Source organism: Flavobacterium sp. UBA6195, assembly GCF_002422095.1.
Taxonomy (GTDB): domain Bacteria; phylum Bacteroidota; class Bacteroidia; order Flavobacteriales; family Flavobacteriaceae; genus Flavobacterium.
The window spans coordinates 1-22,917 of the sequence record NZ_DITB01000070.1; the positions used below are offsets into that span (position 1 = coordinate 1).

A 22,917-nucleotide genomic window follows, 5' to 3' on the forward strand; every position below is an offset into this window, starting at 1 on the left:
ATGGTTTTCAAAATTGCAGACAACTCGTTTATATGCGAAACTTTCAAACCACTTTTATACCTTATTGGCAAGATTGGCGAAAGTTTTTCATGTTTTGTTTCGTTTTATATAAATTCAAATTTAACTTAAAAAACTTACACATCAAAAGGATTTTTTATTTTTTTTAAACTATCGTTGCTCACATGTGTATAAATCATGGTTGTTTTTGGACTACTGTGTCCTAATAAGTCTTGAATGTAGCGCAAATCTGTACCACTTTCTAATAAATGGGTAGCAAAACTATGTCGTAAGGTGTGTAGGGTGATAGATTTTTTAATTCCTGCTCGTTCTGCAGCTTTTTTTAATACAATTTGAGCACTTCTGCTGCTATACATGCCTCCAAATTGCCCTTCAAATAAGTATTCTTTAGGTTTGTAAACCATATAATATTCACGAAGTAACAACAACACCTTTTCTGATAAAAGTGTATACCTGTCTTTTTTCCCTTTGGCATTTTTTACATGTATCAACATGCGAATACTATCGATATCTTTTGGCTTCATCTCTAATGCTTCACTAATGCGAAGCCCAGCAGAATATACTAAAGCTAGTAAAGTTCTATGTTTTAAGTTCTCGGTAGCATCTAGTATTTTAAACACTTCTTCTTTACTCAAAACATTCGGCAACACTTTTTCTCGTTTTGGTCGATGTATTTTGTCTGTTTCAATCGAGGTCTCTTTTACTATCTTAAAAAACAACTTGATGGCGTTGACTGTCTGATTCTGAAAGGAAGAAGAAAATTTGTTCTTCAAAATGTAATCGTTGTTGTAGGCAATTACATCTTGATTGTTAATGTCTTTTAAAGCTTTGGTATTACAAAACGTTAAAAACGATTTTAAAGCATCACTATAGGTATTTATTGTATTGGGACTGTATCTTTTGGATAATAAATAGCGTTTAAAAGTTTCAATACTCGCTATTCCTTCGGCATTAGGCACTAGTGTATGGGCTAAGGGTAATTTAAAATGCAAGCGGTTGGCTGCTGTGTCGGGTAAGTGCCAATATTGTTTAGAAGCACTCCAGCGCGCATCTTCAAAAGTTTTAATACGTGCAATTAAAGCAGCATTTTTTTCAAAGTAAACAGCGATTCTGGGTGTTCCTTTGTGTACTAGGGCTTTGGCTTTGTAATTCATAATGAATGGCTTATAGAGTAAAAATATAAAAAATATTTTTTAATCACAATTTTCATCCACCTATTGCTACTCTCATCAAGTAAATAAAATCGAATAAAAACTAGAATAAACTAATTCCCCTAGGGTATTTAATTGTTTCCCCTAGGGTATTTGTACAATTCCCCTAGGGAAATTAACCAATTGCTGTACAGCAAATGAAAATATACTACTTACAAAACAAATTATTATTCCTTATCTTTTTACTATTAAAATAGCACGAATTTCTTCCTATTGGTTGTATTTCTTTTTGCCTTTCTTCCTACGTTGTTCGAAGAACCACCCCATTTTACGAAGCGCATACGAACAACGTTCGAACAAACTACGAACAAAACCCCTATAAAATTAGAACAAACCTATCATAAGCTATCAAAAGAGGTCAAAACATATCAAAACCTGTCAAAAACTATCAACTCATTCTATTCCACCCTATTAATTTATAGTAGTATAAGTATGCGAGTGTCTTGTATTACAATAGCAATACACAAAAACAGTGCATATAGAAGAACTACAACAAGCGTTTTTATCTTGAAAAAACAATTGTATAGTAAGTTTAGGATTAAAAATTATATTTGTATAACTATAATAGGATTTATTTATTAATCTGTATAGTTATTTTAGGACGGGTCATAAAGAGTATATATAGCATAGATATAGCACTGATATAGTATGGATAAAGCATAGATAAAGCATAGATAAAGTATAGATAGTGTATGCGGAGTGTATGCCAGAAGTATGGATACTACATAGATGAAGTATGCCAAAAGTATATTGTAGCTTTCTAAAAGTAGTACAAACATAAAAAAAGCGCCACTCTCGTAACGCTTCAATAATTATTTTTTGACTGTTGTAGTTTTGTTTTTCTTGTAAATCGGAATAAAATAACTCAAAGTATAATTAAATCCTGCTCCAAATTTTCCATCATACGTTCGGTTGTAGCCAGGGATGAAAAGATTATCAAATCCATCTGGTTTTTTGTTAGAAACCAAATAGTTCAATCGTACCGAAAATCCCATATAAATGTTATTGAATAACTCGGCTTTAATACCTCCCACAACTTCAACCCAACTGGCATTTAATCCACTAAATTTTTCTCCTGAAATTACGGTGTTTTCTCCATAATAGTTCGTTGGATCATAAATGGTGTAGCTGTTTAAGGTTTGGCTAAAACTACTAATTCCGTAACGCATTCCGGCGTAAATCATGTTTTCCATGTCGAGCCAGTTTTCAAAGGAATTGTAGTCAAAACCTACTTTAAAATAGGTGCCTTTTGTAGTAAAGTTCAAACGGTCATCGTCAATAGTTTTGTCTTCGTTTCCAATTTCTCCAGCAATGTAAAAACGCTTAGTTAAACGATAATCACCCACTACTTCAAAACCACGATAGTCTTTTTCGTAAAACGAACGAGCAATTTTATGTAAATCAACTCCTAAACGTAATCCATAACGTTCCGGATATACCACTTTTGCAGTGTCCTTAGTTTGTGCATTTCCTAATAACGAAACACAAACCAAGCTCAGACTAAAAATAAATCTTAACATGTACTTCATTTTCGGTTTCTATATTAGGTTGTAGCACTTCTATACTTTGAATCCAATTGTTGCCATCAACGGTTAATTCAATAGGATTAGTATCATTAAAATAAAATAAGGTTTTAAAACCACAAGCACGAGAAATATATTCATCCACTCTTTCGTAGTTAAAAGTGATGGCATCAATGTTATCATTTGAACTATCAGTATCGCTTCCGTTTTCAATAAAATTCAAAGTAGTAACATCTGCTGTTGTTCTTAAAGGAACCTCAATTTTAGAAACATTGTTAAAAGGTTTACCTTCAGAAAATGTGGGTTCTATCACCCCTAAATTCGTTACGTTCTTCAAAACGGTAGGATTGGCAGCCTCGTAAAACTCTATAATTACTCTTGGCGTTACAGGAGTTCCTTCGGCACAAATATCATCTTTTTCACAGTTCCAAAATGAAACGGCTAAAAGCAAGGATAGGGTTATAAAAACTATTTTTTTCATATTTATCTTTTTTCTAAAAGAACCACGTTTTCTACATGATGCGTTTGCGGAAACATATCTACAGGACGTACACGAACTACTTTATATTTCTCATCCATTAAAGCCAAATCACGAGCTTGCGTAGCCGAATTACAGCTTACATACACAATTCTTGGAACATCAGTTTTCAATAACATGTCTACCACATCTTTATGCATTCCGTCTCTTGGTGGATCGGTAATGATAACGTCTGGTTTTCCGTGTTGGTTGATGAATTCGTCGTTGAAAACGTTTTTCATATCCCCAACATAAAACTCACAATTCGTAATGTTATTGCGTTCCGCATTTGCTTTTGCATCAATAATGGCTTCAGGTACGGCTTCAACACCAATTACTTTTTTCGCTTTTTTAGAAACGAATTGTGCAATTGTTCCGGTTCCTGTATATAAATCATAAACAGTTTCGTTTCCAGTTAAACCTGCAAATTCTCTCGTGATTTTATATAATTCATACGCTTGATCTGAATTGGTTTGATAGAACGATTTCGCATTAATACTAAAATGTAAACCTTCCATTTCTTCCAAAATATAATCACGCCCTTTAAACAAAATAATGTCTTGGTCATACAACGTATCATTCAATTTCTGATTGATAACATATTGCAACGACGTAATTTGAGGAAAACGCTCTGCCAAGAAATTCATCATCAACTCGATTCCGTTTTTATCATTTTCAAAAAACTGAATCAATACCATGATTTCTCCTGTTGAAGCGGTACGAATCATTAAGGTTCTAAGTAAACCTTCAGTCGCTCTTGCGTTGAAGAATGTTAAACCATTTTCGTTTGCAAAACGTTTGATTTCGTTACGAATTTCGTTTGATGGATCTTCTTGTAAATGACATTTTTCAATATCTAAAATCTTATCCCACATTCTTGGAATATGAAATCCTAATGCATTTTTATTGTCAAATTCAGTTCCCGATTGAATTTCTGCATCGGTCATCCAACGCGCATTCGAGAAGCCAAATTCCATTTTATTTCTGTAGAATAGTTGCTTTTCAGAACCTAAAATGGGTTCAAATTCTGGCAACTCAATTTTACCAATACGCTTTAAATTATTGTAAACTTCCTGATTTTTATAGAACAATTGTTGGCTGTACTTCATGTTTTGCCATTTGCAACCACCACAAGCACCAAAATGCTTACAAACTGGGTCGATTCTATGTTCTGAAAATTCGTGGATTTTTATAGCTTTACCTTCGTAGTAGGCTTTTCTTTTCTTCATGGTTTGCACATCTACCACATCGCCTGGTACTACATTTGGAAGAAATATTACTTTACCATCAGGAGCTTTTGCTACCGATACACCTTTTGCACCTGCATCAAGGATTTTTACGTTTTCGAATACGATTTTTTCTGTTCTCTTTTTTCCCATGAGGCAAAAATAAGAATTGTTCAGTGGATTTGATATGTTTTTTTTGATTTCTATAACTTTTAAAGCCAAGAGTTGTAGAATTCAATGGTTTTAATTGTATTTTAGCTGAAATGTTTTTGAATTATGAGAAACAATACAACGTTTAAAAGTGCTATTTCAAATGTAGAATTTCCTGAGCACGATAGAGTTTCAGGGAGAACAATTCGAACTTCTATTTTGAATTTAATTTTGGAAGACTTTCCCGATTTTGATGTGAATGATTCCATTTCCGTACAAGAATTGAATGTGTATCGTGAAAAATACATTTCAAAATTTTTACAAACGGAAATTAGTCAGTTATCAAAATTAGAAAAAGATGTAGTGCGGTCTTTAGGTGATGATACTTCGTTTGTAGCTAAAGTAGAAGAGGAAGTTGATATTAGAAATTACGGACAAATTGTAGCGGATAAAGTGGCGGCATTTGGAGGAAGTTGGACCTTTATTATTGCTTTTTTTGTCTTCATTTCCATTTGGATTGGTTCCAATGTAATTATATTTACGAACAAAGAATTCGATCCTTATCCCTTCATTTTATTGAATTTGATTTTATCATGTGTGGCAGCACTGCAAGCACCAGTAATTATGATGAGTCAAAATCGTCAGGAAGAAAAAGACCGGGAACGCGCCAAAAAAGATTATATGATTAATTTGAAATCAGAACTAGAAATTAGAATGTTAGACGATAAAATAGATCATTTGGTAATGCATCAACAACAAGAGTTAATCGAAATTCAAAAAGTGCAAATAGAAATGATGAACGATATTTTGAACCGAATTAAGTAGGAAATTCTATTTTTGCAACAAATTATTGTCATGAAAACCCACTTAGCCTTACTTCGCGGAATCAATGTTTCCGGTCACAACATGATTAAAATGGATGTTTTGAAAACGCTTTTAGAAAATGCGGGATTTCAAAATGTACGCACTTACATTCAATCAGGAAACGTTTTTGTAGATTCAGAAGAAGAACATGGAGCAAGTGTTGGGTTTAAAATCAAACAAGAAATTTTCAAAGAATTAGGATTGGAAGTTCCTGTGGTGGTTATTGGTAAAGAAGATTTGGAAGCGTTTTTGTACAATAATCCTTTTCTGAAAGAAAAAGATTGTGATACTAAGAAATTGTATGTGGCCTTTCTTTCAAAAGAATTACAAGGAAGCGCCATCAACGATTTAAAAATCAGTCAATTCAAACCTGATGAAGCCACAATTGATAAAAGCAGAATCTACATCAAATACGCTGTAGGTGCTGGAAAAACAAGATTAGATCAAAAATACATTGAGAAAAAATTAAACGTTGTCGCTACCATTAGAAACTGGAATACCGTTACGACTTTACTAGAAATGTTTGGATAGTCATTGGTAACTGAAAATTGAACTTGAATTTGATTTTTGTGTTTGAATTTGAAATTGCCCTTGATTTTTGCATTTGAATTTGAACTTGCCTTTGATTTTTTGTATTTTTGACAACTATATGGTTGATTTCTCACCAATAAGAAGGAATTGCGATGTAACAATCAACAACAAAATTTTATGTCAGTTTTAGAAAAAATGAGTTCGGCTGAAGCTATTGCATTAGAAGACAAACACGGTGCACACAATTATCACCCACTACCAGTAGTTTTAAGTAGAGGAGAAGGAGTTTATGTATGGGATGTAGAAGGAAAGAAATATTATGATTTTCTTTCAGCGTATTCTGCTGTAAATCAAGGACATTGTCATCCAAAAATTGTAGGGGCAATGGTAGAGCAAGCACAAACATTAACGTTAACATCAAGAGCATTTTACAACGATAAATTAGGGGTTTACGAACAATTTGTAACCAACTATTTCGGATTTGATAAAGTATTACCAATGAACACAGGAGCTGAAGCAGTGGAAACCGCTTTGAAATTGTGTAGAAAATGGGCTTACGAGAAAAAAGGAATTAACGAAAACGACGCTCAAATTATCGTTTGTGATGGTAACTTTCACGGAAGAACGACTACAATCATTTCATTCTCAAACGATGAAAACGCACGTAAAAACTTCGGACCTTATACGGCTGGATTTATCAGTATCCCTTACGATGACATCGACGCTTTAGAAAAAGCAGTAAATTCATCGAAAAACATTGCAGGATTCTTAGTAGAACCTATTCAAGGGGAAGCTGGTGTTTATACTCCTTCTGACGATTTTATCAAAAAAGCAAAAGCAATTTGTGAAGCGAATAACGTTTTATTTATTGCTGACGAGGTGCAAACAGGTATCGCTAGAACAGGTTCGTTATTAGCGGTTTGTGGAAATTGTACTTGTGAAGCAAAATGTGAAAAACAAGCAACTTATACCCAACCTGATATTTTAATTTTAGGAAAAGCCTTATCAGGTGGCGCTTATCCAGTTTCTGCAGTTTTGGCAAATGATAACATTATGAATGTCATCAAACCAGGACAACACGGATCTACTTTTGGAGGGAATCCAGTAGCGGCTGCGGTTGCTATGGCGGCATTAGAAGTAGTTTCAGAAGAAAGTTTGTCTCAAAACGCTAGAAAATTAGGTAAAATATTCCGTGAAGAATTAGGTAAATTTATCGAAACTTCAAACATTGCTACTTTAGTAAGAGGCAAAGGTCTATTAAACGCTGTTGTAATTAACGATACCGAAGAAAGCGACACGGCTTGGAATATTTGTGTACGTTTAGCAGAAAACGGTTTATTAGCAAAACCAACACATGGAAACATCATTCGTTTTGCTCCTCCTTTAGTTATGAACGAAGAGCAATTGAGACATTGTGTTTCAATTATCATCACTACTTTAAAAGAGTTCGAGAAATAAATGATTGATTAGTAAATAAAAATCCCGCTTGAATCGGGATTTTTATTTTAAATTTGATTAAATTTTGAAAGTAATGAAATATTGTTGTTTCCTATTAGGTATGTTGTTATTCCAAATATCATTTGGACAAGAACAAGCCGTTTTTTATTTTGATAATAATAAGTTTGAATTGAACAAAACAGAAGCAGCCAAACTCCAAAAATGGATTGCTGAAAATACAAGTTCAAAAATTCTTTCTATTACAGGTTCAACAGACGAAGTAGGAACCTCAGGTTATAACGATACGTTATCGCAAAAACGCGTAAGTTATGTTTTTAATCAAATCAAAGGAAAAGTAAATATTAGACCTGATTTTAAAAGTATCTCTCTAGGTGAAAAAGGCGCTACTTCAACTAATAAAGCTGAAAATAGAAAAGCCATCATTCACTATTTATTAGAAAAAGATTTAGATAAAGAAAATGAAGTTTTAGGAATTAAAGTTGCAGTACCTGAAGTTGTTATACCTGAAGATGCACCATTAGAGGAGAAAGTAAGATTGGCAAAAGTTGGAACAAAAATTATATTAAAAAATATTAATTTCTATCAAAATACTTTTGCAACAATGCCAGAATCGCAAGGAACATTGTATGATTTACTTTTTATAATGCAAAACAATCCCGATTTAATAATTGAAATTCAAGGGCATATTTGTTGTATTGATAAAGATTACCGTAATTTGTCGTTAGATAGAGCAAAACAAATTAAACGTTTTCTCGTTTATAATGGTATACAAGAGTATCGTGTTAAGACAAAAGGATTTGGTGTTTCACAACCTATTTACCCAATTCCAGAGGCAACACCAGAACAAGCTGCAGCAAATAGAAGAGTTGAAATTGAAATTTTAAGTAAGAAATAATGAGAAACGTATTAATTGTTTTAATGGTTTTTATCACAGCTTTTTCAATAAGTTGTAATGATTCTTGTGATGAAGGAAATAAGCCAACACCTGCGTCTTTTTTTGTTGAAATTGTGGAGGAAACATCAGGTGAAAATGTGTTTGAAAACACAACCTATACGGCACAGCAAATTACAATTGAGGATTTAGACGAAGTTGCAATTCCTTATAGATTTATTCAAAATTCGAACATTATTCAAATTTTTCCATCAGTTGTAAATGCTACAGGAAATTCGTTTTTAATCAAATTAAACAACGAAACAACAATGCAAACAAACGAAATTAATGTCAATTATGATGTTTCGTCTAGCGTAGGAGAATGTTTCACAACCTATAAAATTGAGAATATTTTGTTTCCAAATAATACTTCAGAATTAGTTGAAGCTGTACATGTTGTAAAAATTTAACAAATTCTAAATTCATACTTCTAAATTCTAAATTTTAGAACTATCTTTGCGCCACAACAACAACAACACACTACATACATGAGTTCTGATACGAGCAAACGCTACAATTTAAGAGGAGTTTCGGCCTCTAAAGAAGATGTGCACCAAGCTATCAAAAACATCGACAAAGGCTTATTTCCACAAGCATTTTGTAAAATTATCCCAGATTATTTAACTAATGACGACCAATATTGCATCATTATGCACGCTGATGGCGCAGGAACCAAATCTTCCTTAGCCTACATGTATTGGAAAGAAACTGGCGATATTTCGGTTTGGAAAGGAATTGCTCAAGATGCTTTAATCATGAATATTGATGATTTATTATGCGTGGGAGCAACCGATAATATTCTACTTTCATCCACAATCGGAAGAAACAAAAATCTAATTCCAGGCGAAGTCATTTCAGCCATCATCAATGGAACAGAAGAATTGATTTCCGAATTAAAAAATCACGGAGTTACTATTCATTCCACTGGAGGTGAAACTGCCGATGTAGGTGATTTAGTTCGAACTATCATAGTAGATTCAACCGTTACAGCTCGCATGAAACGCGCCGATGTGATTGATAATGCGAATATTCAAGCGGGTGATGTAATTGTAGGGCTAGCTTCTTTTGGTCAAGCTACTTACGAAAAAGAATACAATGGCGGAATGGGAAGCAACGGCTTAACTTCGGCGCGTCATGATGTTTTTGCCAAATATTTAGCGGAAAAATATCCAGAAAGTTTTGATGCTTCTGTTCCAAATGAATTGGTGTATTCAGGTCAGACCAAATTAACAGATAAAGTTGAAAATAGTCCAATTGACGCTGGAAAATTAGTACTTTCTCCAACGAGAACATACGCTCCAGTGATCAAAAAGATTTTATCAAAATACAATTCCAATCAAATTCACGGAATGGTACACTGTTCTGGTGGTGCACAAACAAAAGTGCTTCACTTCGTAGACAACGTACACGTGATTAAAGATAATTTATTTCCAGTACCACCCTTGTTCCAATTAATTCGTGAACAATCCAAAACCGATTGGAAAGAAATGTACCAAGTTTTCAATTGTGGTCATCGCATGGAATTATATGTTCCTGCAGAAGTAGCACAAGACATTATCGAAATTTCAAAATCATTCCATATCGAAGCACAAATCGTAGGAAGAGTGGAAAAATCAGATAGTAAGAAATTAACAATTACATCCGAATACGGAACGTTTGAATATTAATCTGTAGAGACAAGTCATGACTTGTCTTTCTGTTTTTAATGAAATTAAAATTTACAACACAACAACAATAAAATGCAACACAACGTATTAATTTTAGATTTCGGTTCGCAATACACCCAATTAATTGCCCGAAGAGTAAGAGAATTAAACATTTTCTGCGAGATTTTTCCATTCGATAAAATTCCAGCAGATTTATCATCATACAAAGCCGTTATTTTAGGCGGAAGTCCGTTTTCGGTTCGTTCAGAAAATGCTTTACATCCTGATTTATCTCAAATAAGAGGGAAATTACCTGTATTAGCCGTTTGTTATGGCGCACAATATTTAGCCCATTTTTCAGGCGGAGAAGTAGCCGCTTCCAATACGAGAGAATACGGAAGAGCGAATTTATCTTACATTAAAGAAGACGAAGTGTTTTTAGAAGGTGTAAGTCCTAACAGTCAAGTTTGGATGTCGCATTCCGATTCTATCAAGAAATTGCCAACAAATGGAGTTAAGATTGCTAGTACAAAAGATGTAGAAAATGCAGCTTATAAAATTGAAGGCGAAACCACTTATGCGATTCAATTTCATCCAGAAGTTTATCATTCTTCAGATGGAAAACAAATGTTGGAAAACTTCTTAGTAAAAATTGCCAAAGTGCCACAAACTTTTACACCTAATGCTTTCGTTGAAGAAATTGTAGCCGAAATGAAAGCTAAGATTGGAACTGATAAAGTAGTTTTAGGACTTTCGGGTGGTGTTGATTCAACCGTAGCAGCCGTTTTGTTGAATAAAGCTATCGGTGAAAACTTATATTGTATTTTCGTAAACAACGGATTATTACGTAAAAACGAATTCCAAAATGTACTCAATCAGTACAAAGGAATGGGCTTAAATGTAAAAGGAGTTGATGCTTCGGCACGTTTTTTGGATGCGTTAGCCGGGTTAGATGATCCAGAAGCAAAACGTAAGGCAATTGGTCGTGTTTTTATTGAAGTTTTTGATGATGAAGCCAACCAATTAACCGATGTAAAATGGTTAGGTCAAGGTACCATTTACCCTGATGTAATTGAATCAGTATCAGCAACGGGCGGACCTTCGGCAACGATTAAATCGCATCATAATGTAGGTGGATTACCAGATTTCATGAAATTGCAAGTAGTGGAACCTTTACGAATGTTATTCAAAGATGAGGTTCGTAGAGTAGGAAGAAGCTTAGGAATTGACGAAGAATTATTAGGCCGTCATCCGTTCCCCGGACCAGGATTAGCGATTCGTATTTTAGGCGATATTACACCAGAAAAAGTAGCTATTTTACAAGAAGTAGATGCGGTTTTCATCAACGGATTAAAAGAACACGGATTGTACGATAAAGTTTGGCAAGCAGGTGCCATTTTATTACCAGTTAATAGTGTAGGTGTAATGGGAGATGAGCGTACTTATGAGAAAGTAGTGGCTTTACGTGCGGTGGAATCTACCGATGGTATGACGGCTGATTGGGTACATTTACCCTATGAGTTTTTAATGAAAATTTCTAATGAAATTATAAACAACGTTAGAGGGGTAAACCGCGTGGTGTATGACATCAGCTCTAAACCACCTGCAACGATTGAATGGGAATAAATTAATTTTAATTCAATACATAAATTTCAATAGCAATTATTTTTGTTCTATTTTTACAATATCAATTGCTATTGATTTTTTTATTTTAAAATGTTTAGGTTTATGATGAGAAGAATTGTATTTCTTATTTCTTTCTTTCAAGTTATTACGTTTCAGCTTCAGGCACAAATTCAACATGTTGTAGCCAAAGGAGAAACGGTTTTTCAAATTGCAAAAAAATATGAAGTAACGCCTTACGATATTTATCGTTTGAATCCAGATGCAAAAGAAGCGCTGAAAGAAAATACGACTTTATTAATTCCAAAACCATCAACTGGGAAAGCGATAGTTCATGAAGTAGGAGAGAAAGAAACGCTTTACGGAATCGCAAAAAAATATAACGTAACCGTATCAGATTTAGAGCAATGGAACAAATCTGCTTTAGAAGGAGGTTTAAAAAAAGGACAACAGATTTTTGTTTCCAAACCTTCATCTACTCAGGAAAAGTCTTTATCTACTATTGTGTCGGATACTAAGCCTAAGATTGCTACTAAGACAGCACTATCTGAATATGAAGTACAACCAAAAGAAACGCTTTATAGTTTATCTAAAAAATTCGATATCGCTCAAGCGGATTTAATTACACTTAATCCAGATTTACAAGATGGTTTAAAAATTGGAATGATTTTAAAAGTACCATCTAACGGAACAGGAACTTTTGTTTCAAGAACTAAAGATTCTGTTTTAGTAGCTAAAAACAAAGCGAATTTAATTGCTTCGGTTGATAAATCGAAACAAAAAAACATGGTGTTGTTATTGCCTTTCAACTTAACGAAAATCGAAACGGATTCAGTTAAGACTAAAACAGAGCAATTAAAAACGAATAAATTCTTAAACCTTACTTTAGATTTTTACGCTGGTGCTCAAATGGCGATTGATTCAGCAAAAGTGTTGGGATTACCTGTTAATGTTAAAGTTTACGATGTAGAAAGCACGAAATATTCATCGAATGTAGCTTCGATTATTTCTAAAAATAACTTTGAAAATGTAGATGTGGTAGTGGGACCTTTTCAAAACACTGTAGTGGAAACAACGGCACAATTGTTAGCAAAATATAATGTTCCTGTGATTTCGCCTTTGTCGAAAGAACGTGGTTTACCAATGAATAATTTGTATTATTCGATTCCGTCTGAAGATTTATTAAAAGTTTCAATGTTTAATTATTTTAAGGCAAAAAAAGGAAATGTAGTAGCCATCATTAGTACTAAAAAAGCTTCGTCAAAAGATTATATTACGGCAAATCATCCAGAAGTTAAACATGCATTGTTTAATGATAAAGGTGTTTTAGATGTAGCGCTTTTGAAAACACAATTGGTTAAAGGACAAAAGAATTTTGTTTTAATGGAAATCGAAAAAGCAAGTACTATTTTGAATATTACCAATATTTTGAAAGGATTACAAAAAGAATATGATATTCAATTGGCTGTTTTAGAATTGTATGATGCGTTGGATTTTGAAGAAATTCCAATGAAGAATTTAACTGATTTGAAATTGTTATTCCCATCTACAACTAAAGTTGCAGAAACCCCAGAGGAAAAGATTTTTGAAAAACAATTCAAGAAAATCAACAATATTTATCCAAACGCTGCTGCTAAAAAAGGTTTTGATGTGACTTTTGATGCGATGTTGCGTATTTGCCAACCAGAAGGTTTTGTAAAATCAGCAGCAACAACCAAAACAGAATACATTGAAAACGCTTTTGATTATAGTTCAAACAACGGAATGATTACCAATAACGCAACGTATTTATTGTATTACGACAGCGATTTAACTATTAAACAAGCACAATAATGGCAACTTCAAACATAACATACGTTGGTGATTTAAGAACCGTTTGTATTCATTTACAATCGGGTACTCAGATTTTAACCGATGCTCCAACAGATAATCATGGAAAAGGAGAAGCGTTTTCTCCAACAGACTTAGTAGCTACTGCTTTAGGTAGTTGTATGGTTTCTATTATGGGAATAAAATCTAAAGATTTGGATGTTGATTTAAAAGATTCAACAGTTTCTATTACTAAAATTATGCAAGCTGAACCACGAAAAATTGCAAAAATTGAAGTTATTCTCAACATGTCTATTGAAACTTCTGAAAAAAACAAAACCATTTTGGAAAGAGCAGCAATGACATGTCCAGTCTTATTAAGTTTACATCCTGATATTGAAAAGGATGTTGTTTTTAATTGGAAGTAATTAAACTGAATTTTATCCACAATCTTTTCATTTCGAAGGAATCTCTTTTTATGAAGTTATTTTCAATAATCTTATTATTTGCATTTAATTCAATTCAGTCTCAAAATTTTGAAGGTGAATTGAGCTATAATGCAAAGATGGATGGTTATGTGATTTATAAATCGGATACATTGAAATTTAAAGATTTAAAAGATAAAATGATTCAAAAAGGGGAGTATTTTGATTCTCTTAATATTAAGATTAATGATTTGGGTTATGTAAAAAAAATCAATAATGGTAAAAACGAAACGGTAATTTTAAATTTCAATGAAAAAAAGAAATATATAATTACTGAAAAAGAACTTACTGTTGATGATTTGAATTTTAGAAATATCTATAATAGACAATTAGGTGCAGATTATAGTCATAATGAAATCATTGAGTTGACCCAAAATGATACAATCATAAAATTTAACAATACTGAAATTAAAGCGAATAGGATAACTGTTAAGAAAAAATACTCTAAAGAAATCTATTTAATTTCTGATGGTTTTTTAAGACTTCCTGTAAAAAGAAATATTTTGATTAGTGAAGATAATCAAATTTATGATAAAGAAGTGGAAGATTTAATAGGTTCTAATTTAATTTTAAAATACACAATGACAACAACCATGTTAGGCTATATGATTATTGATATAGAACTAACAAAGATTGAGGAAAAGGAAATTCCGATGGCTAATTTCGAAATCCCAAAACATATCGAAGATAAAGAGTACAAAAGAATAAATAAAGATTCTGAAAGATTCAAGTTTTATAAGATAGTAAATTAGTCTTTCTTCTTTTCTCTTTTTTCTATCCACTAAAAAATAATGACCAACCACGAACTCCTCATCAAACTCGCACACACTAAAATGCCTTTTGGTAAATACGAAGGTTATTATTTAATCGACCTTCCGGAGTATTACGTGGTTTGGTATGCCAATAAAGGTTTCCCAAAAGGACAATTAGGCGAACAATTAAAATTGGTTCACGAACTTAAGCTAAACGGCTTAGAAGAACTCGTTCGAAACATCCGAAGAAACTTTCCTAAAAAGTAATCTATTTTTTTTCATAGATTAAAGGATTTTCACTGATTAACTTTGTTAATTCATGTAATATTTGTTAGTAAAATTTTGTTTGTTACATAAGAAACTTCTTAAAATAATAAAATTTTATACAGTTTAAAATAATGAATCCGTGTTAATCTGTGTAATCCGTGGCTCTAAAATTTCGATATATGGAATATTTTATCTTTTCATTATTAGATAGAATCATCTTTACAATTTAATTACAAAATTGATACATCGACTAATTGGCACATTGACTAATTAGTATTATCTTTGCACGATTTTATTACAGATAAAAGATATTTATCGCAACAACAACACAACAACAACACAATGAACCAAACTAAGTACATTTTTGTTACCGGAGGTGTGACTTCTTCTTTAGGAAAAGGAATTATCGCAGCTTCGTTAGCCAAATTATTGCAAGCCAGAGGATATCGAACGACCATTCAAAAGTTTGACCCCTACATCAATGTGGATCCAGGAACATTAAATCCTTACGAACACGGAGAATGTTATGTAACAGATGATGGAGCCGAAACGGATTTGGATTTAGGTCACTACGAGCGTTTTTTAAACGTTCCTACTTCTCAAGAGAACAACGTAACTACAGGAAGAGTGTATCTTTCGGTTATTGAAAAAGAGCGTAGAGGAGAATTTTTAGGAAAAACGGTTCAGGTGGTGCCTCATATCACAAACGAAATCAAGGAACGTATGCAGTTGCTTGGAAAATCGGGTGATTATGATATTGTAATTACAGAGATTGGTGGAACTGTTGGAGATATTGAATCATTACCTTACATCGAGTCAGTTAGACAATTGATTTGGGAATTAGGTGAAAATAACGGAATCGTAATACATTTAACGTTAGTGCCTTATTTGGCTGCTGCCGGAGAATTGAAAACGAAACCAACGCAACATTCAGTTAAAACCTTAATGGAAAGCGGAATCAAAGCCGATATTTTAGTGTGTCGTACCGAACACGAATTGTCACAAGATTTACGTCAGAAATTAGCGTTGTTTTGTAATGTGAAAAAAGAAGCGGTAATTCAATCGATTGATGCTTCAACTATTTATGAAGTTCCAAATTTGATGTTGGAAGAAGGATTGGATAGAGTAGCGTTGAAGAAATTAGATTTACCAGAAAAAAATACACCAGATTTAATCAACTGGAATGAGTTCTTATTTAGATTGAAAAATCCAAAGCACGAAGTAAATATTGGTTTGGTTGGAAAATATGTTGAATTACAAGATTCTTACAAATCGATTTTAGAAGCGTTTATTCATGCTGGAGCGGCAAATGAGACAAAAGTAAATGTCATTTCAATTCATTCAGAGTATTTAGATGCCAATTCGGCAGAAAGTCAGTTGAAAGATTTGGATGGTATACTTGTTGCACCAGGTTTTGGCGGTCGCGGTATTGAAGGTAAAATCGACACGGTTCGTTATGCAAGAGAAAATAATATTCCGTTTTTTGGAATTTGTTTGGGAATGCAAATGGCAGTAATTGAATATTCACGTAACGTTTTAGGTTACGCTGATGCCAATTCAACGGAAATGAATGAAAATACAACTCATCCTGTAATTAACTTAATGGAAGAGCAAAAAAATATTGAAAATAAAGGAGGAACTATGCGTTTAGGTGCATGGAAATGTAGCATAAAAGAAAATACGTTGGCACAAAAAATTTATGGTAAAACTGAGATTATGGAGCGCCACCGTCACCGTTACGAATTCAATGGTGCGTATTTAAACGAATTAGAAAAAGCAGGATTGGTAGCTTCGGGAGTAAATCCAGATACGAAGTTGGTAGAAATTGTTGAAATTCCTACACATCCTTTCTTTATCGGCGTTCAATACCATCCTGAATATAAAAGTACAGTCGCTAATCCACACCCACTTTTTGTGAGTTTTGTTGCGGCCGCTGTGCAACATAAGAATAAATAAGTTGTTAACTTAATACTCCCGATAACTATCGGGACTGAACACTAATATTAGATGGAAGAAAAAAAATTAGACCTTAATTCGATTATCGGATTTGTATTGATTTCTGGAATTTTGATTTGGATGTTATATTCCAATGCTCCAACACCAGAAGAATTAAAGGAAAAAGAGAAAAAGGAGCAAGTTGAAAAACAAGCTAAAGAAGTTAAAACCACAACTTCAACTGTTGCCGCAACGCCAGTATCAGATTCTACTAAAAATGCTGCAGCGCAAGCACAATTAGGTTCGTTTGGATATTCTGCAACACTTCCATCAGCTACTGACAATGTAACTGAAATTAAAAACGAAGTTTTATCGCTTAAAATTTCGAACAAGGGTGGTTACATTACAGAGGCAACGATTTTAGGATTTGATCAATTTGAGAAAAATTCGAAAAAAGCAGTTCAAATTATTAAAGATAATAATGCTTCTTTAGACATTGCTTTAAATACAACCGATAACAGAACGTTGCATACAAAAGACATGTATTTTGAACCTAAGGTAACGACTGAAGGTAAAAATCAAGTCTTAACGATGCAGTTAAAAGCGGGTCCAGATCAGTTTTTAGAATACCGTTATGTATTGAAACCTAACGAATATATGTTAGACTTTGCTATTCGTTCTCAAGGATTAGAAAAAGTAGTAGATACTTCAAAACCATTGGATTTAGAATGGCAACTAAAATCATACAGAAACGAGAAAAGTGTTTCGTATGAAAACAGATATACTGAGTTAGTTTTCGAATATGAAGATGGAAAAGACGATTATTTAAACGCTGCAAAAGATTCTGAAGATGAAGCTAATGACGTTTCTTACATCGCTTTCAAACAACATTTGTTTACCTCTATTTTATTAACAGATACAAAATTCAAAACGGCTAAATTCAAATCAGATAATTTAGTGGATGATGAAAAAGTTGACACCGTTTTTACTAAAAATTTCACTGCTCAAGTACCGTTAGAATTTAAAAATGGCGCTTTAAACTATAATATGAATTGGTATTATGGTCCAGCGAAATATGAAATTTTAAACGACTATGAAAGAAATCTAGACGAAATCATGCCATTAGGTTGGGGAATTTTCGGATGGATTAACCGTTACATTTTTATTCCGACTTTCGGATTAATTTCAAGCATTGGAATTGGTTATGGAATGGCAATTATTTTATTTACGATTTTAGTTCGTATTGTAATGTCGCCAGTAACCTATAAATCATATTTGTCTCAAGCTAAAATGAAAGTTTTACGTCCAGAGATAATGGAATTGAATGAAAAATTCAAAGATAATCCAATGAAGAAACAACAAGAGACAATGAAGTTGTATTCTAAAGCTGGCGTAAATCCTATGGCGGGATGTTTACCTGCCTTGATGCAATTACCTGTTTTCTATGCGTTGTTCCAATTCTTCCCATCAATGTTCGATTTGAGACAAAAATCATTCTTATGGGCAGATGACTTATCTTCTTACGATAGTATTTACCAATTGCCTTTCCATATTCCATTTTATGGAAGTCACGTGAGTTTATTCCCAATCTTGGCTTCTATTGCTATTTTCTTCTATATGAAAATGACAACAGGTGACCAAGCAATGAGTGCACCTCCACAAGAAGGTATGCCAGATATGGGTAAAATCATGAAAATTATGATTTACATTTCACCTGTAATGATGTTATTTTTCTTTAATAATTATGCATCAGGATTGAGTTTGTATTACTTCATTTCTAACTTAATTACCATCGGTATTATGTTGGTTATTAAAAACTACATTGTGAAAGAAGACAAAATTCACGCTCAAATTCAGGAGAATAAAACCAAAGAGAAAAAGGAAAGTAAATTCCAAAGAAAAATGCGCGAAATGATGGAGCAAGCAGAAGCTCAAAAGGCCGCACAAAAGAAAAAATAATTTTATCTAGATATAAACCCTGTCTAAACGACAGGGTTTCTTTTTTACATGAGTAATGAAAATAGCGATTATCGGATTTGGTAATATGGGGCAAACCTATGCCAATAGTTTTATGAGTTCGGGATTTGTAGGAACTTCAGATGTTTTAATTTTGAACAAAACAAAAATCGAAGAAAAGAATAGTTTCGGAATTGATGCAACCAATTGTTACACAGAACCAAATCCCCAAATCTTCGAATCAGATATTTTAATTTTAGCTGTAAAACCGCAAGATTTAAACAATTAGCGTCTGAAATAAAAGCGTTTTTAAATCCAGAACATGTTGTCTTATCGGTTATGGCTGGAATTTCAATTGATATGATGCAAAAGCAATTAGGAGTTACTAAAATTGTTCGTTCTATGCCAAATATTCCAACACAAATAGGTGAGGGAATGACCGTTTTTTGCGCTTCAAATGCTGTGGATAGAAAAGAACTGTTCATTGTTCAGAATTTAATTAACACTACAGGAAAATCGATTTATATCGAAAGAGAAGAAATGCTAAATGCAGCCACAGCCATATCAGGAAGCGGACCTGCTTATGTGTTTCATTTTATGCAAGCTATGATTGAGTCAGCTATTAAATTAGGTTTTTCAGCGTCTGAAGCTGATTTTCTGGTAAGTAAAACATTTTTAGGTTCGGTACAATTGCAAAATAGAAGTACATTGTCAAACGAAGCTTGGATTCAACGTGTCGCTTCAAAGGGTGGAACTACAGAGGCCGCTTTGACTGTTTTTAGTCAAAAGAAACTTAAAGAAAATATAATTGAAGGTATTGAAGCCGCAAATGCAAGAGCTGTTGAATTAGGAACATAAAAAAACGCTTTCCATAGGAAAGCGTTTTTGTTCATAGCAATTTTATTAATAGAAACGAATTAATTTATGTTTGGTAATAATACTTTATTTACAGCATGTATTACACCATTCGAAGCTTGTACGTCAGTTGCGACAATGTTAGTTGTTCTGTTTTGTTCATCTGTAATTACTGTTCCTGAAATTGTAAAAGTTCCAGTTTCAAAAGTAGTTATTGGACCTGATGGAATCGCATTAGATAAAACATTGGCACCAGGAACAACATGATAGGTTAATACAGCAGTTTTTTGTGTTGCATTAAATCCACTGTATAAATTTAGTGTTGCGGTATCAAATGCGCTATTTAATGGGGCAAAAACAGTGAATGGAGAACTTGCTGTTCCATTAAGAGTTCCAACTAACTCTTGTTGTGTTAATAATGTAGCTAAAGTACTGAAGTTTGGATTTGCAGTTGCATGTGTTACAATTGTAGGTAATCCAATTACTGCATCCACTACGTGAATAACGCCATTATTAGCAATAATATCAGTGGAAGTTACACTAGATACTCCGTTTAATCTAACACCTGAAGCAGTGTTAATAAACATGCTTAATGTATTTGTAGATGAAGCACTACCCTTAGCTAAAGTCTTGACATAACCAGTTGTGAGTCCAGATGATAAATTTCTTCCATTAACAACATGATTTAAAAGTACTTGTGTTAGGGTAGGAATAGGAACATCATCAAGTGATTCAAATCCATTAACATCTAAAAAATCTAAGAAAGCTTGATTGGTTGGTGCAAAAACGGTATATGAACCGCTCTGATCTAGTGTTTCAGATAGTCCAGCTCGGTTTAAAGCATCAACTAGAACTGATAAATTAGGATTTTCTGATGCAATATCAGTAATTGATTTTTTTTGAGATGAACTATCGTCATCTGAACAAGAAAACATTAACGTAGATGTAACAACTAGTAATGTTAATTTCATTAATTTTGCAAAGTTTTTCATAGGGATTTATTTTTTGTTTAACCAAAACTATAAAATTTTAAACAAAAAAAAATAATAAATGCGATTTTACCTCACATTTAACGCTTATTTATTTTTTGTTTAATATGTATTTGGTCTAATATTTGATTTTCTCATTGTTTTACAGGTAATTAGTAATTAATTAATTAAACAAAATTTAAAAAATGAAGCAATTATTTTTTGTGTTTTTATTTTTAGGAAATTTGCTTGTTATTGCACAAGATAAAGTCAATCAACTAGACGATAAAGGAAATCGTCACGGATTATGGAGAGGTACACATAAAGAATCAAATCGAATTCGATATGAAGGAACTTTCAATCATGGAAAAGAAACGGGTATTTTTAAGTATTTTGATGATACAAAAGCCGGAACTGTAATTGCAACAAGAGATTTTTCTAAAGGAGATGGTTCTTGCTATGCTGTTTTTTATGATCAAAAGAGTAATAAAGTAAGTGAAGGGAAATTAGTAAACAAACTTCCTGAAGACGAATGGAAATACTATCATTTTGAGTCGAAACAATTGATGTCTCATGAATTTTATAAGAATGGTAAGTTAGATGGTGTCCGAAAAGTATTCTATAAAGATGGAACTGTTGCGGAAGAAACCAATTATAAATTAGGAAGTAAAGAAGGAATTTCTAAGACATATTCAGAGAAAGGGCAATTGATTGATTCGCATGTTTATAAAAATAATTTGTTTGATGGACCAGCATCTTATCATGATGGTTTGGGCAATAAAATGTATGAGGGCAATTATGTGAACGGAAAACGTGTTGGAATGTGGAAGTTTTTCGAAAACAATAAAGTAATCAAGCAAGTTAAAGCAGCTAAATTTAGTCAAGAGTTAATTAAGTACGAACAAAGAAATACTAAAGAAGTTTCAAAAACACTTGAAGATTTAAAAAAAGAAAAAGGAGGACAGGAATAAATGAAAAGAGTAGTAGTAGGACTTTCGGGTGGTGTAGATTCGAGTGTTGCCGCTTATTTGTTAAAAGAACAAGGGTATGAAGTTATTGGGTTATTCATGAAGAATTGGCATGATGATTCGGTAACAATTTCTAATGAATGTCCGTGGTTGGAAGATAGTAATGATGCACTTTTAGTAGCTGAAAAACTTGGAATACCTTTTCAAACAGTTGATTTATCGGACCAATACAAAGAGAAAATCGTTGATTATATGTTTAACGAATACGAAAAAGGTAGAACTCCAAATCCTGACGTATTGTGTAACCGTGAAATCAAATTCGATGTTTTTATGAAAATAGCCATGTCACTAGGTGCAGACTATGTGGCTACAGGACACTATTGTAGAAAAGGAACTGTTGAAAAAGAGGGAAAAGAAATTTACCAATTGTTAGCAGGTAAAGATGGAAATAAAGACCAATCGTATTTTTTGTGTCAATTATCGCAAGACCAACTTTCGAAAGCTTTATTCCCAATAGGTGAATTGACAAAACCTGAAGTTCGTGAAATTGCAGCAAAATTAGATTTAATTACAGCTGAAAAGAAAGACTCGCAAGGACTTTGTTTCATCGGAAAAGTGCGTTTACCCGAATTTTTGCAACAAAAATTACAACCTAAAGAAGGAATTATTGTAGAAATTCCTGCAGAAGCAGCTATATATAATCAAGAAAAGCCTCAATTAAATTCGGAAGAAGAAGCTTTTGCTTACGAATCAAGACGAATTGACTATTTGAAAGTTCCGGGTAAAGTTGTTGGAAAACACCAAGGCGCTCATTATTTTACTAAAGGACAACGTAAAGGGCTGAATGTGGGAGGAACAAAAGAGCCATTATTCATCATTGAAACCGATGTTGAAAAAAATATTGTTTACACAGGTCAAGGAAATCAACACCCGGGTTTATTTAAAAAAGCCTTGTTTATTGCAAACGATGAAGTTCATTGGATAAGAGAAGATTTGGCTTTACAAGAAGGTGATAAAATGGAAGTGATGGCAAGAATTCGTTACCGTCAACCTCTGCAAAAAGCAACTTTACATCAATTTAAAGAGGGAATGTATGTAGTTTTCGAAAATCCACAATCTGCTATAACAGAAGGGCAATTTGTAGCTTGGCATCAAGGTGAAGAGATTTTGGGAAGTGGTGTAATTGCTTAAAACAATTGTAGTTTCTTCAATAAAAATGAGTAA

At 33.1% G+C, this 22,917-nt stretch carries 22 protein-coding genes; 17 read left to right on the forward strand and 5 right to left on the reverse strand.

Going from position 1 to position 22,917, the window contains the following annotated elements:
• Positions 1 to 134: 134 nt before the first annotated feature.
• From xerA to rlmD, 4 genes are all read right to left on the reverse strand, one after another.
• Entirely contained in the window at positions 135 to 1,172 is a 1,038-nt protein-coding gene (gene xerA, locus B4I81_RS05880; protein WP_291108683.1) for a site-specific tyrosine recombinase/integron integrase, read from the reverse strand.
• Positions 1,173 to 2,041: 869 nt separating this feature from the next.
• Complete coding sequence (locus B4I81_RS05885; RefSeq protein WP_291108685.1) at positions 2,042 to 2,749, reverse strand: DUF6048 family protein; 708 nt, start codon at positions 2,747 to 2,749, stop codon at positions 2,042 to 2,044.
• Positions 2,730 to 3,233, reverse strand: coding sequence for a DUF6452 family protein (locus tag B4I81_RS05890; RefSeq protein WP_291108687.1), 504 nt, complete (start codon positions 3,231 to 3,233; stop codon positions 2,730 to 2,732). The genes B4I81_RS05885 and B4I81_RS05890 overlap by 20 nt, the downstream gene beginning before the upstream one ends.
• Before the next feature lie 2 nt (positions 3,234 to 3,235).
• Positions 3,236 to 4,648, reverse strand: coding sequence for a 23S rRNA (uracil(1939)-C(5))-methyltransferase RlmD (gene rlmD / locus B4I81_RS05895; protein WP_291108689.1), 1,413 nt, complete (start codon positions 4,646 to 4,648; stop codon positions 3,236 to 3,238).
• Positions 4,649 to 4,771: 123 nt separating this feature from the next.
• On the opposite strand from rlmD, the gene B4I81_RS05900 reads away from it, so the two are divergent.
• The 15 genes from B4I81_RS05900 to B4I81_RS05970 all read left to right on the forward strand — a co-directional run bounded on the left by B4I81_RS05900 (position 4,772) and on the right by B4I81_RS05970 (position 19,760).
• The gene (locus tag B4I81_RS05900) at positions 4,772 to 5,470 is read left to right on the forward strand and encodes a DUF1003 domain-containing protein (RefSeq protein ID WP_291108691.1); all 699 of its coding nucleotides are present in this window, start codon (positions 4,772 to 4,774) and stop codon (positions 5,468 to 5,470) included.
• A 30-nt stretch (positions 5,471 to 5,500) separates the two neighbouring features.
• Complete coding sequence (locus B4I81_RS05905) at positions 5,501 to 6,040, forward strand: DUF1697 domain-containing protein (protein ID WP_291108693.1); 540 nt, start codon at positions 5,501 to 5,503, stop codon at positions 6,038 to 6,040.
• Positions 6,041 to 6,217: 177 nt separating this feature from the next.
• The gene (gene rocD, locus B4I81_RS05910) at positions 6,218 to 7,498 is read left to right on the forward strand and encodes an ornithine--oxo-acid transaminase (RefSeq protein ID WP_291108695.1); all 1,281 of its coding nucleotides are present in this window, start codon (positions 6,218 to 6,220) and stop codon (positions 7,496 to 7,498) included.
• A gap of 73 nt (positions 7,499 to 7,571) precedes the next feature.
• Positions 7,572 to 8,393: an OmpA family protein gene (locus B4I81_RS05915; protein WP_291108697.1), complete on the forward strand. Its 822-nt coding sequence runs from the start codon at positions 7,572 to 7,574 to the stop codon at positions 8,391 to 8,393.
• Positions 8,393 to 8,839 (forward strand): hypothetical protein, encoded by a 447-nt coding sequence (locus tag B4I81_RS05920; RefSeq protein ID WP_291108699.1) that lies wholly within the window; start codon positions 8,393 to 8,395, stop codon positions 8,837 to 8,839. The genes B4I81_RS05915 and B4I81_RS05920 overlap by 1 nt, the downstream gene beginning before the upstream one ends.
• Positions 8,840 to 8,917: 78 nt before the next feature.
• Positions 8,918 to 10,096 carry an AIR synthase related protein gene (locus B4I81_RS05925; protein ID WP_291108701.1) on the forward strand — a complete coding sequence of 393 codons (1,179 nt, stop codon included), beginning with the start codon at positions 8,918 to 8,920 and terminating at the stop codon, positions 10,094 to 10,096.
• A 72-nt stretch (positions 10,097 to 10,168) separates the two neighbouring features.
• Positions 10,169 to 11,701 carry a glutamine-hydrolyzing GMP synthase gene (gene guaA / locus B4I81_RS05930; RefSeq protein WP_291108703.1) on the forward strand — a complete coding sequence of 511 codons (1,533 nt, stop codon included), beginning with the start codon at positions 10,169 to 10,171 and terminating at the stop codon, positions 11,699 to 11,701.
• 102 nt (positions 11,702 to 11,803) lie between these two features.
• Positions 11,804 to 13,531 (forward strand): LysM peptidoglycan-binding domain-containing protein, encoded by a 1,728-nt coding sequence (locus tag B4I81_RS05935; protein WP_291108706.1) that lies wholly within the window; start codon positions 11,804 to 11,806, stop codon positions 13,529 to 13,531.
• Positions 13,531 to 13,935 carry an OsmC family protein gene (locus B4I81_RS05940; RefSeq protein ID WP_291108708.1) on the forward strand — a complete coding sequence of 135 codons (405 nt, stop codon included), beginning with the start codon at positions 13,531 to 13,533 and terminating at the stop codon, positions 13,933 to 13,935. The genes B4I81_RS05935 and B4I81_RS05940 overlap by 1 nt, the downstream gene beginning before the upstream one ends.
• Before the next feature lie 50 nt (positions 13,936 to 13,985).
• Positions 13,986 to 14,744, forward strand: a complete 759-nt coding sequence (locus B4I81_RS05945) for a hypothetical protein (RefSeq protein ID WP_291108710.1) — start codon at positions 13,986 to 13,988, stop codon at positions 14,742 to 14,744.
• 39 nt (positions 14,745 to 14,783) lie between these two features.
• Positions 14,784 to 15,011, forward strand: coding sequence for a DUF3820 family protein (locus B4I81_RS05950; protein WP_291108712.1), 228 nt, complete (start codon positions 14,784 to 14,786; stop codon positions 15,009 to 15,011).
• Positions 15,012 to 15,353: 342 nt separating this feature from the next.
• Positions 15,354 to 16,967 (forward strand): CTP synthase, encoded by a 1,614-nt coding sequence (locus B4I81_RS05955; RefSeq protein ID WP_291108714.1) that lies wholly within the window; start codon positions 15,354 to 15,356, stop codon positions 16,965 to 16,967.
• 51 nt (positions 16,968 to 17,018) lie between these two features.
• Entirely contained in the window at positions 17,019 to 18,905 is a 1,887-nt protein-coding gene (gene yidC / locus B4I81_RS05960) for a membrane protein insertase YidC (protein ID WP_291108716.1), read from the forward strand.
• A 55-nt stretch (positions 18,906 to 18,960) separates the two neighbouring features.
• Positions 18,961 to 19,191 (forward strand): pyrroline-5-carboxylate reductase family protein, encoded by a 231-nt coding sequence (locus B4I81_RS05965; protein ID WP_291108718.1) that lies wholly within the window; start codon positions 18,961 to 18,963, stop codon positions 19,189 to 19,191.
• 50 nt (positions 19,192 to 19,241) lie between these two features.
• Complete coding sequence (locus B4I81_RS05970) at positions 19,242 to 19,760, forward strand: pyrroline-5-carboxylate reductase family protein (RefSeq protein ID WP_291108720.1); 519 nt, start codon at positions 19,242 to 19,244, stop codon at positions 19,758 to 19,760.
• 59 nt (positions 19,761 to 19,819) lie between these two features.
• Here the strand turns inward: B4I81_RS05970 and B4I81_RS05975 are convergent, their stop codons facing one another.
• The gene (locus B4I81_RS05975; protein ID WP_291108722.1) at positions 19,820 to 20,749 is read right to left on the reverse strand and encodes a fasciclin domain-containing protein; all 930 of its coding nucleotides are present in this window, start codon (positions 20,747 to 20,749) and stop codon (positions 19,820 to 19,822) included.
• Positions 20,750 to 20,931: 182 nt separating this feature from the next.
• On the opposite strand from B4I81_RS05975, the gene B4I81_RS05980 reads away from it, so the two are divergent.
• Positions 20,932 to 21,696: a toxin-antitoxin system YwqK family antitoxin gene (locus tag B4I81_RS05980; protein WP_291108723.1), complete on the forward strand. Its 765-nt coding sequence runs from the start codon at positions 20,932 to 20,934 to the stop codon at positions 21,694 to 21,696.
• Complete coding sequence (gene mnmA, locus B4I81_RS05985; protein ID WP_291108725.1) at positions 21,697 to 22,884, forward strand: tRNA 2-thiouridine(34) synthase MnmA; 1,188 nt, start codon at positions 21,697 to 21,699, stop codon at positions 22,882 to 22,884.
• Positions 22,885 to 22,917 lie beyond the last annotated feature (33 nt).

Excerpts from the sequence above, each read along its gene's own strand:
- B4I81_RS05980 (WP_291108723.1), top strand. The coding sequence starts at position 20,932 with ATGAAGCAATTATTTTTTGTGTTTTTATTTTTAGGAAATTTGCTTGTT.
- B4I81_RS05950 (WP_291108712.1), top strand. The coding sequence starts at position 14,784 with ATGACCAACCACGAACTCCTCATCAAACTCGCACACACTAAAATGCCT.
- B4I81_RS05905 (WP_291108693.1), top strand. The coding sequence starts at position 5,501 with ATGAAAACCCACTTAGCCTTACTTCGCGGAATCAATGTTTCCGGTCAC.
- xerA (WP_291108683.1), bottom strand. The coding sequence starts at position 1,172 with ATGAATTACAAAGCCAAAGCCCTAGTACACAAAGGAACACCCAGAATC.
- B4I81_RS05970 (WP_291108720.1), top strand. The coding sequence starts at position 19,242 with ATGGCTGGAATTTCAATTGATATGATGCAAAAGCAATTAGGAGTTACT.
- mnmA (WP_291108725.1), top strand. The coding sequence starts at position 21,697 with ATGAAAAGAGTAGTAGTAGGACTTTCGGGTGGTGTAGATTCGAGTGTT.
- guaA (WP_291108703.1), top strand. The coding sequence starts at position 10,169 with ATGCAACACAACGTATTAATTTTAGATTTCGGTTCGCAATACACCCAA.
- B4I81_RS05915 (WP_291108697.1), top strand. The coding sequence starts at position 7,572 with ATGAAATATTGTTGTTTCCTATTAGGTATGTTGTTATTCCAAATATCA.
- B4I81_RS05955 (WP_291108714.1), top strand. The coding sequence starts at position 15,354 with ATGAACCAAACTAAGTACATTTTTGTTACCGGAGGTGTGACTTCTTCT.
- B4I81_RS05940 (WP_291108708.1), top strand. The coding sequence starts at position 13,531 with ATGGCAACTTCAAACATAACATACGTTGGTGATTTAAGAACCGTTTGT.
- B4I81_RS05945 (WP_291108710.1), top strand. The coding sequence starts at position 13,986 with ATGAAGTTATTTTCAATAATCTTATTATTTGCATTTAATTCAATTCAG.
- rlmD (WP_291108689.1), bottom strand. The coding sequence starts at position 4,648 with ATGGGAAAAAAGAGAACAGAAAAAATCGTATTCGAAAACGTAAAAATC.
- B4I81_RS05975 (WP_291108722.1), bottom strand. The coding sequence starts at position 20,749 with ATGAAAAACTTTGCAAAATTAATGAAATTAACATTACTAGTTGTTACA.
- B4I81_RS05965 (WP_291108718.1), top strand. The coding sequence starts at position 18,961 with ATGAAAATAGCGATTATCGGATTTGGTAATATGGGGCAAACCTATGCC.
- B4I81_RS05935 (WP_291108706.1), top strand. The coding sequence starts at position 11,804 with ATGATGAGAAGAATTGTATTTCTTATTTCTTTCTTTCAAGTTATTACG.
- B4I81_RS05900 (WP_291108691.1), top strand. The coding sequence starts at position 4,772 with ATGAGAAACAATACAACGTTTAAAAGTGCTATTTCAAATGTAGAATTT.
- rocD (WP_291108695.1), top strand. The coding sequence starts at position 6,218 with ATGTCAGTTTTAGAAAAAATGAGTTCGGCTGAAGCTATTGCATTAGAA.
- B4I81_RS05925 (WP_291108701.1), top strand. The coding sequence starts at position 8,918 with ATGAGTTCTGATACGAGCAAACGCTACAATTTAAGAGGAGTTTCGGCC.
- B4I81_RS05890 (WP_291108687.1), bottom strand. The coding sequence starts at position 3,233 with ATGAAAAAAATAGTTTTTATAACCCTATCCTTGCTTTTAGCCGTTTCA.
- B4I81_RS05920 (WP_291108699.1), top strand. The coding sequence starts at position 8,393 with ATGAGAAACGTATTAATTGTTTTAATGGTTTTTATCACAGCTTTTTCA.
- yidC (WP_291108716.1), top strand. The coding sequence starts at position 17,019 with ATGGAAGAAAAAAAATTAGACCTTAATTCGATTATCGGATTTGTATTG.
- B4I81_RS05885 (WP_291108685.1), bottom strand. The coding sequence starts at position 2,749 with ATGTTAAGATTTATTTTTAGTCTGAGCTTGGTTTGTGTTTCGTTATTA.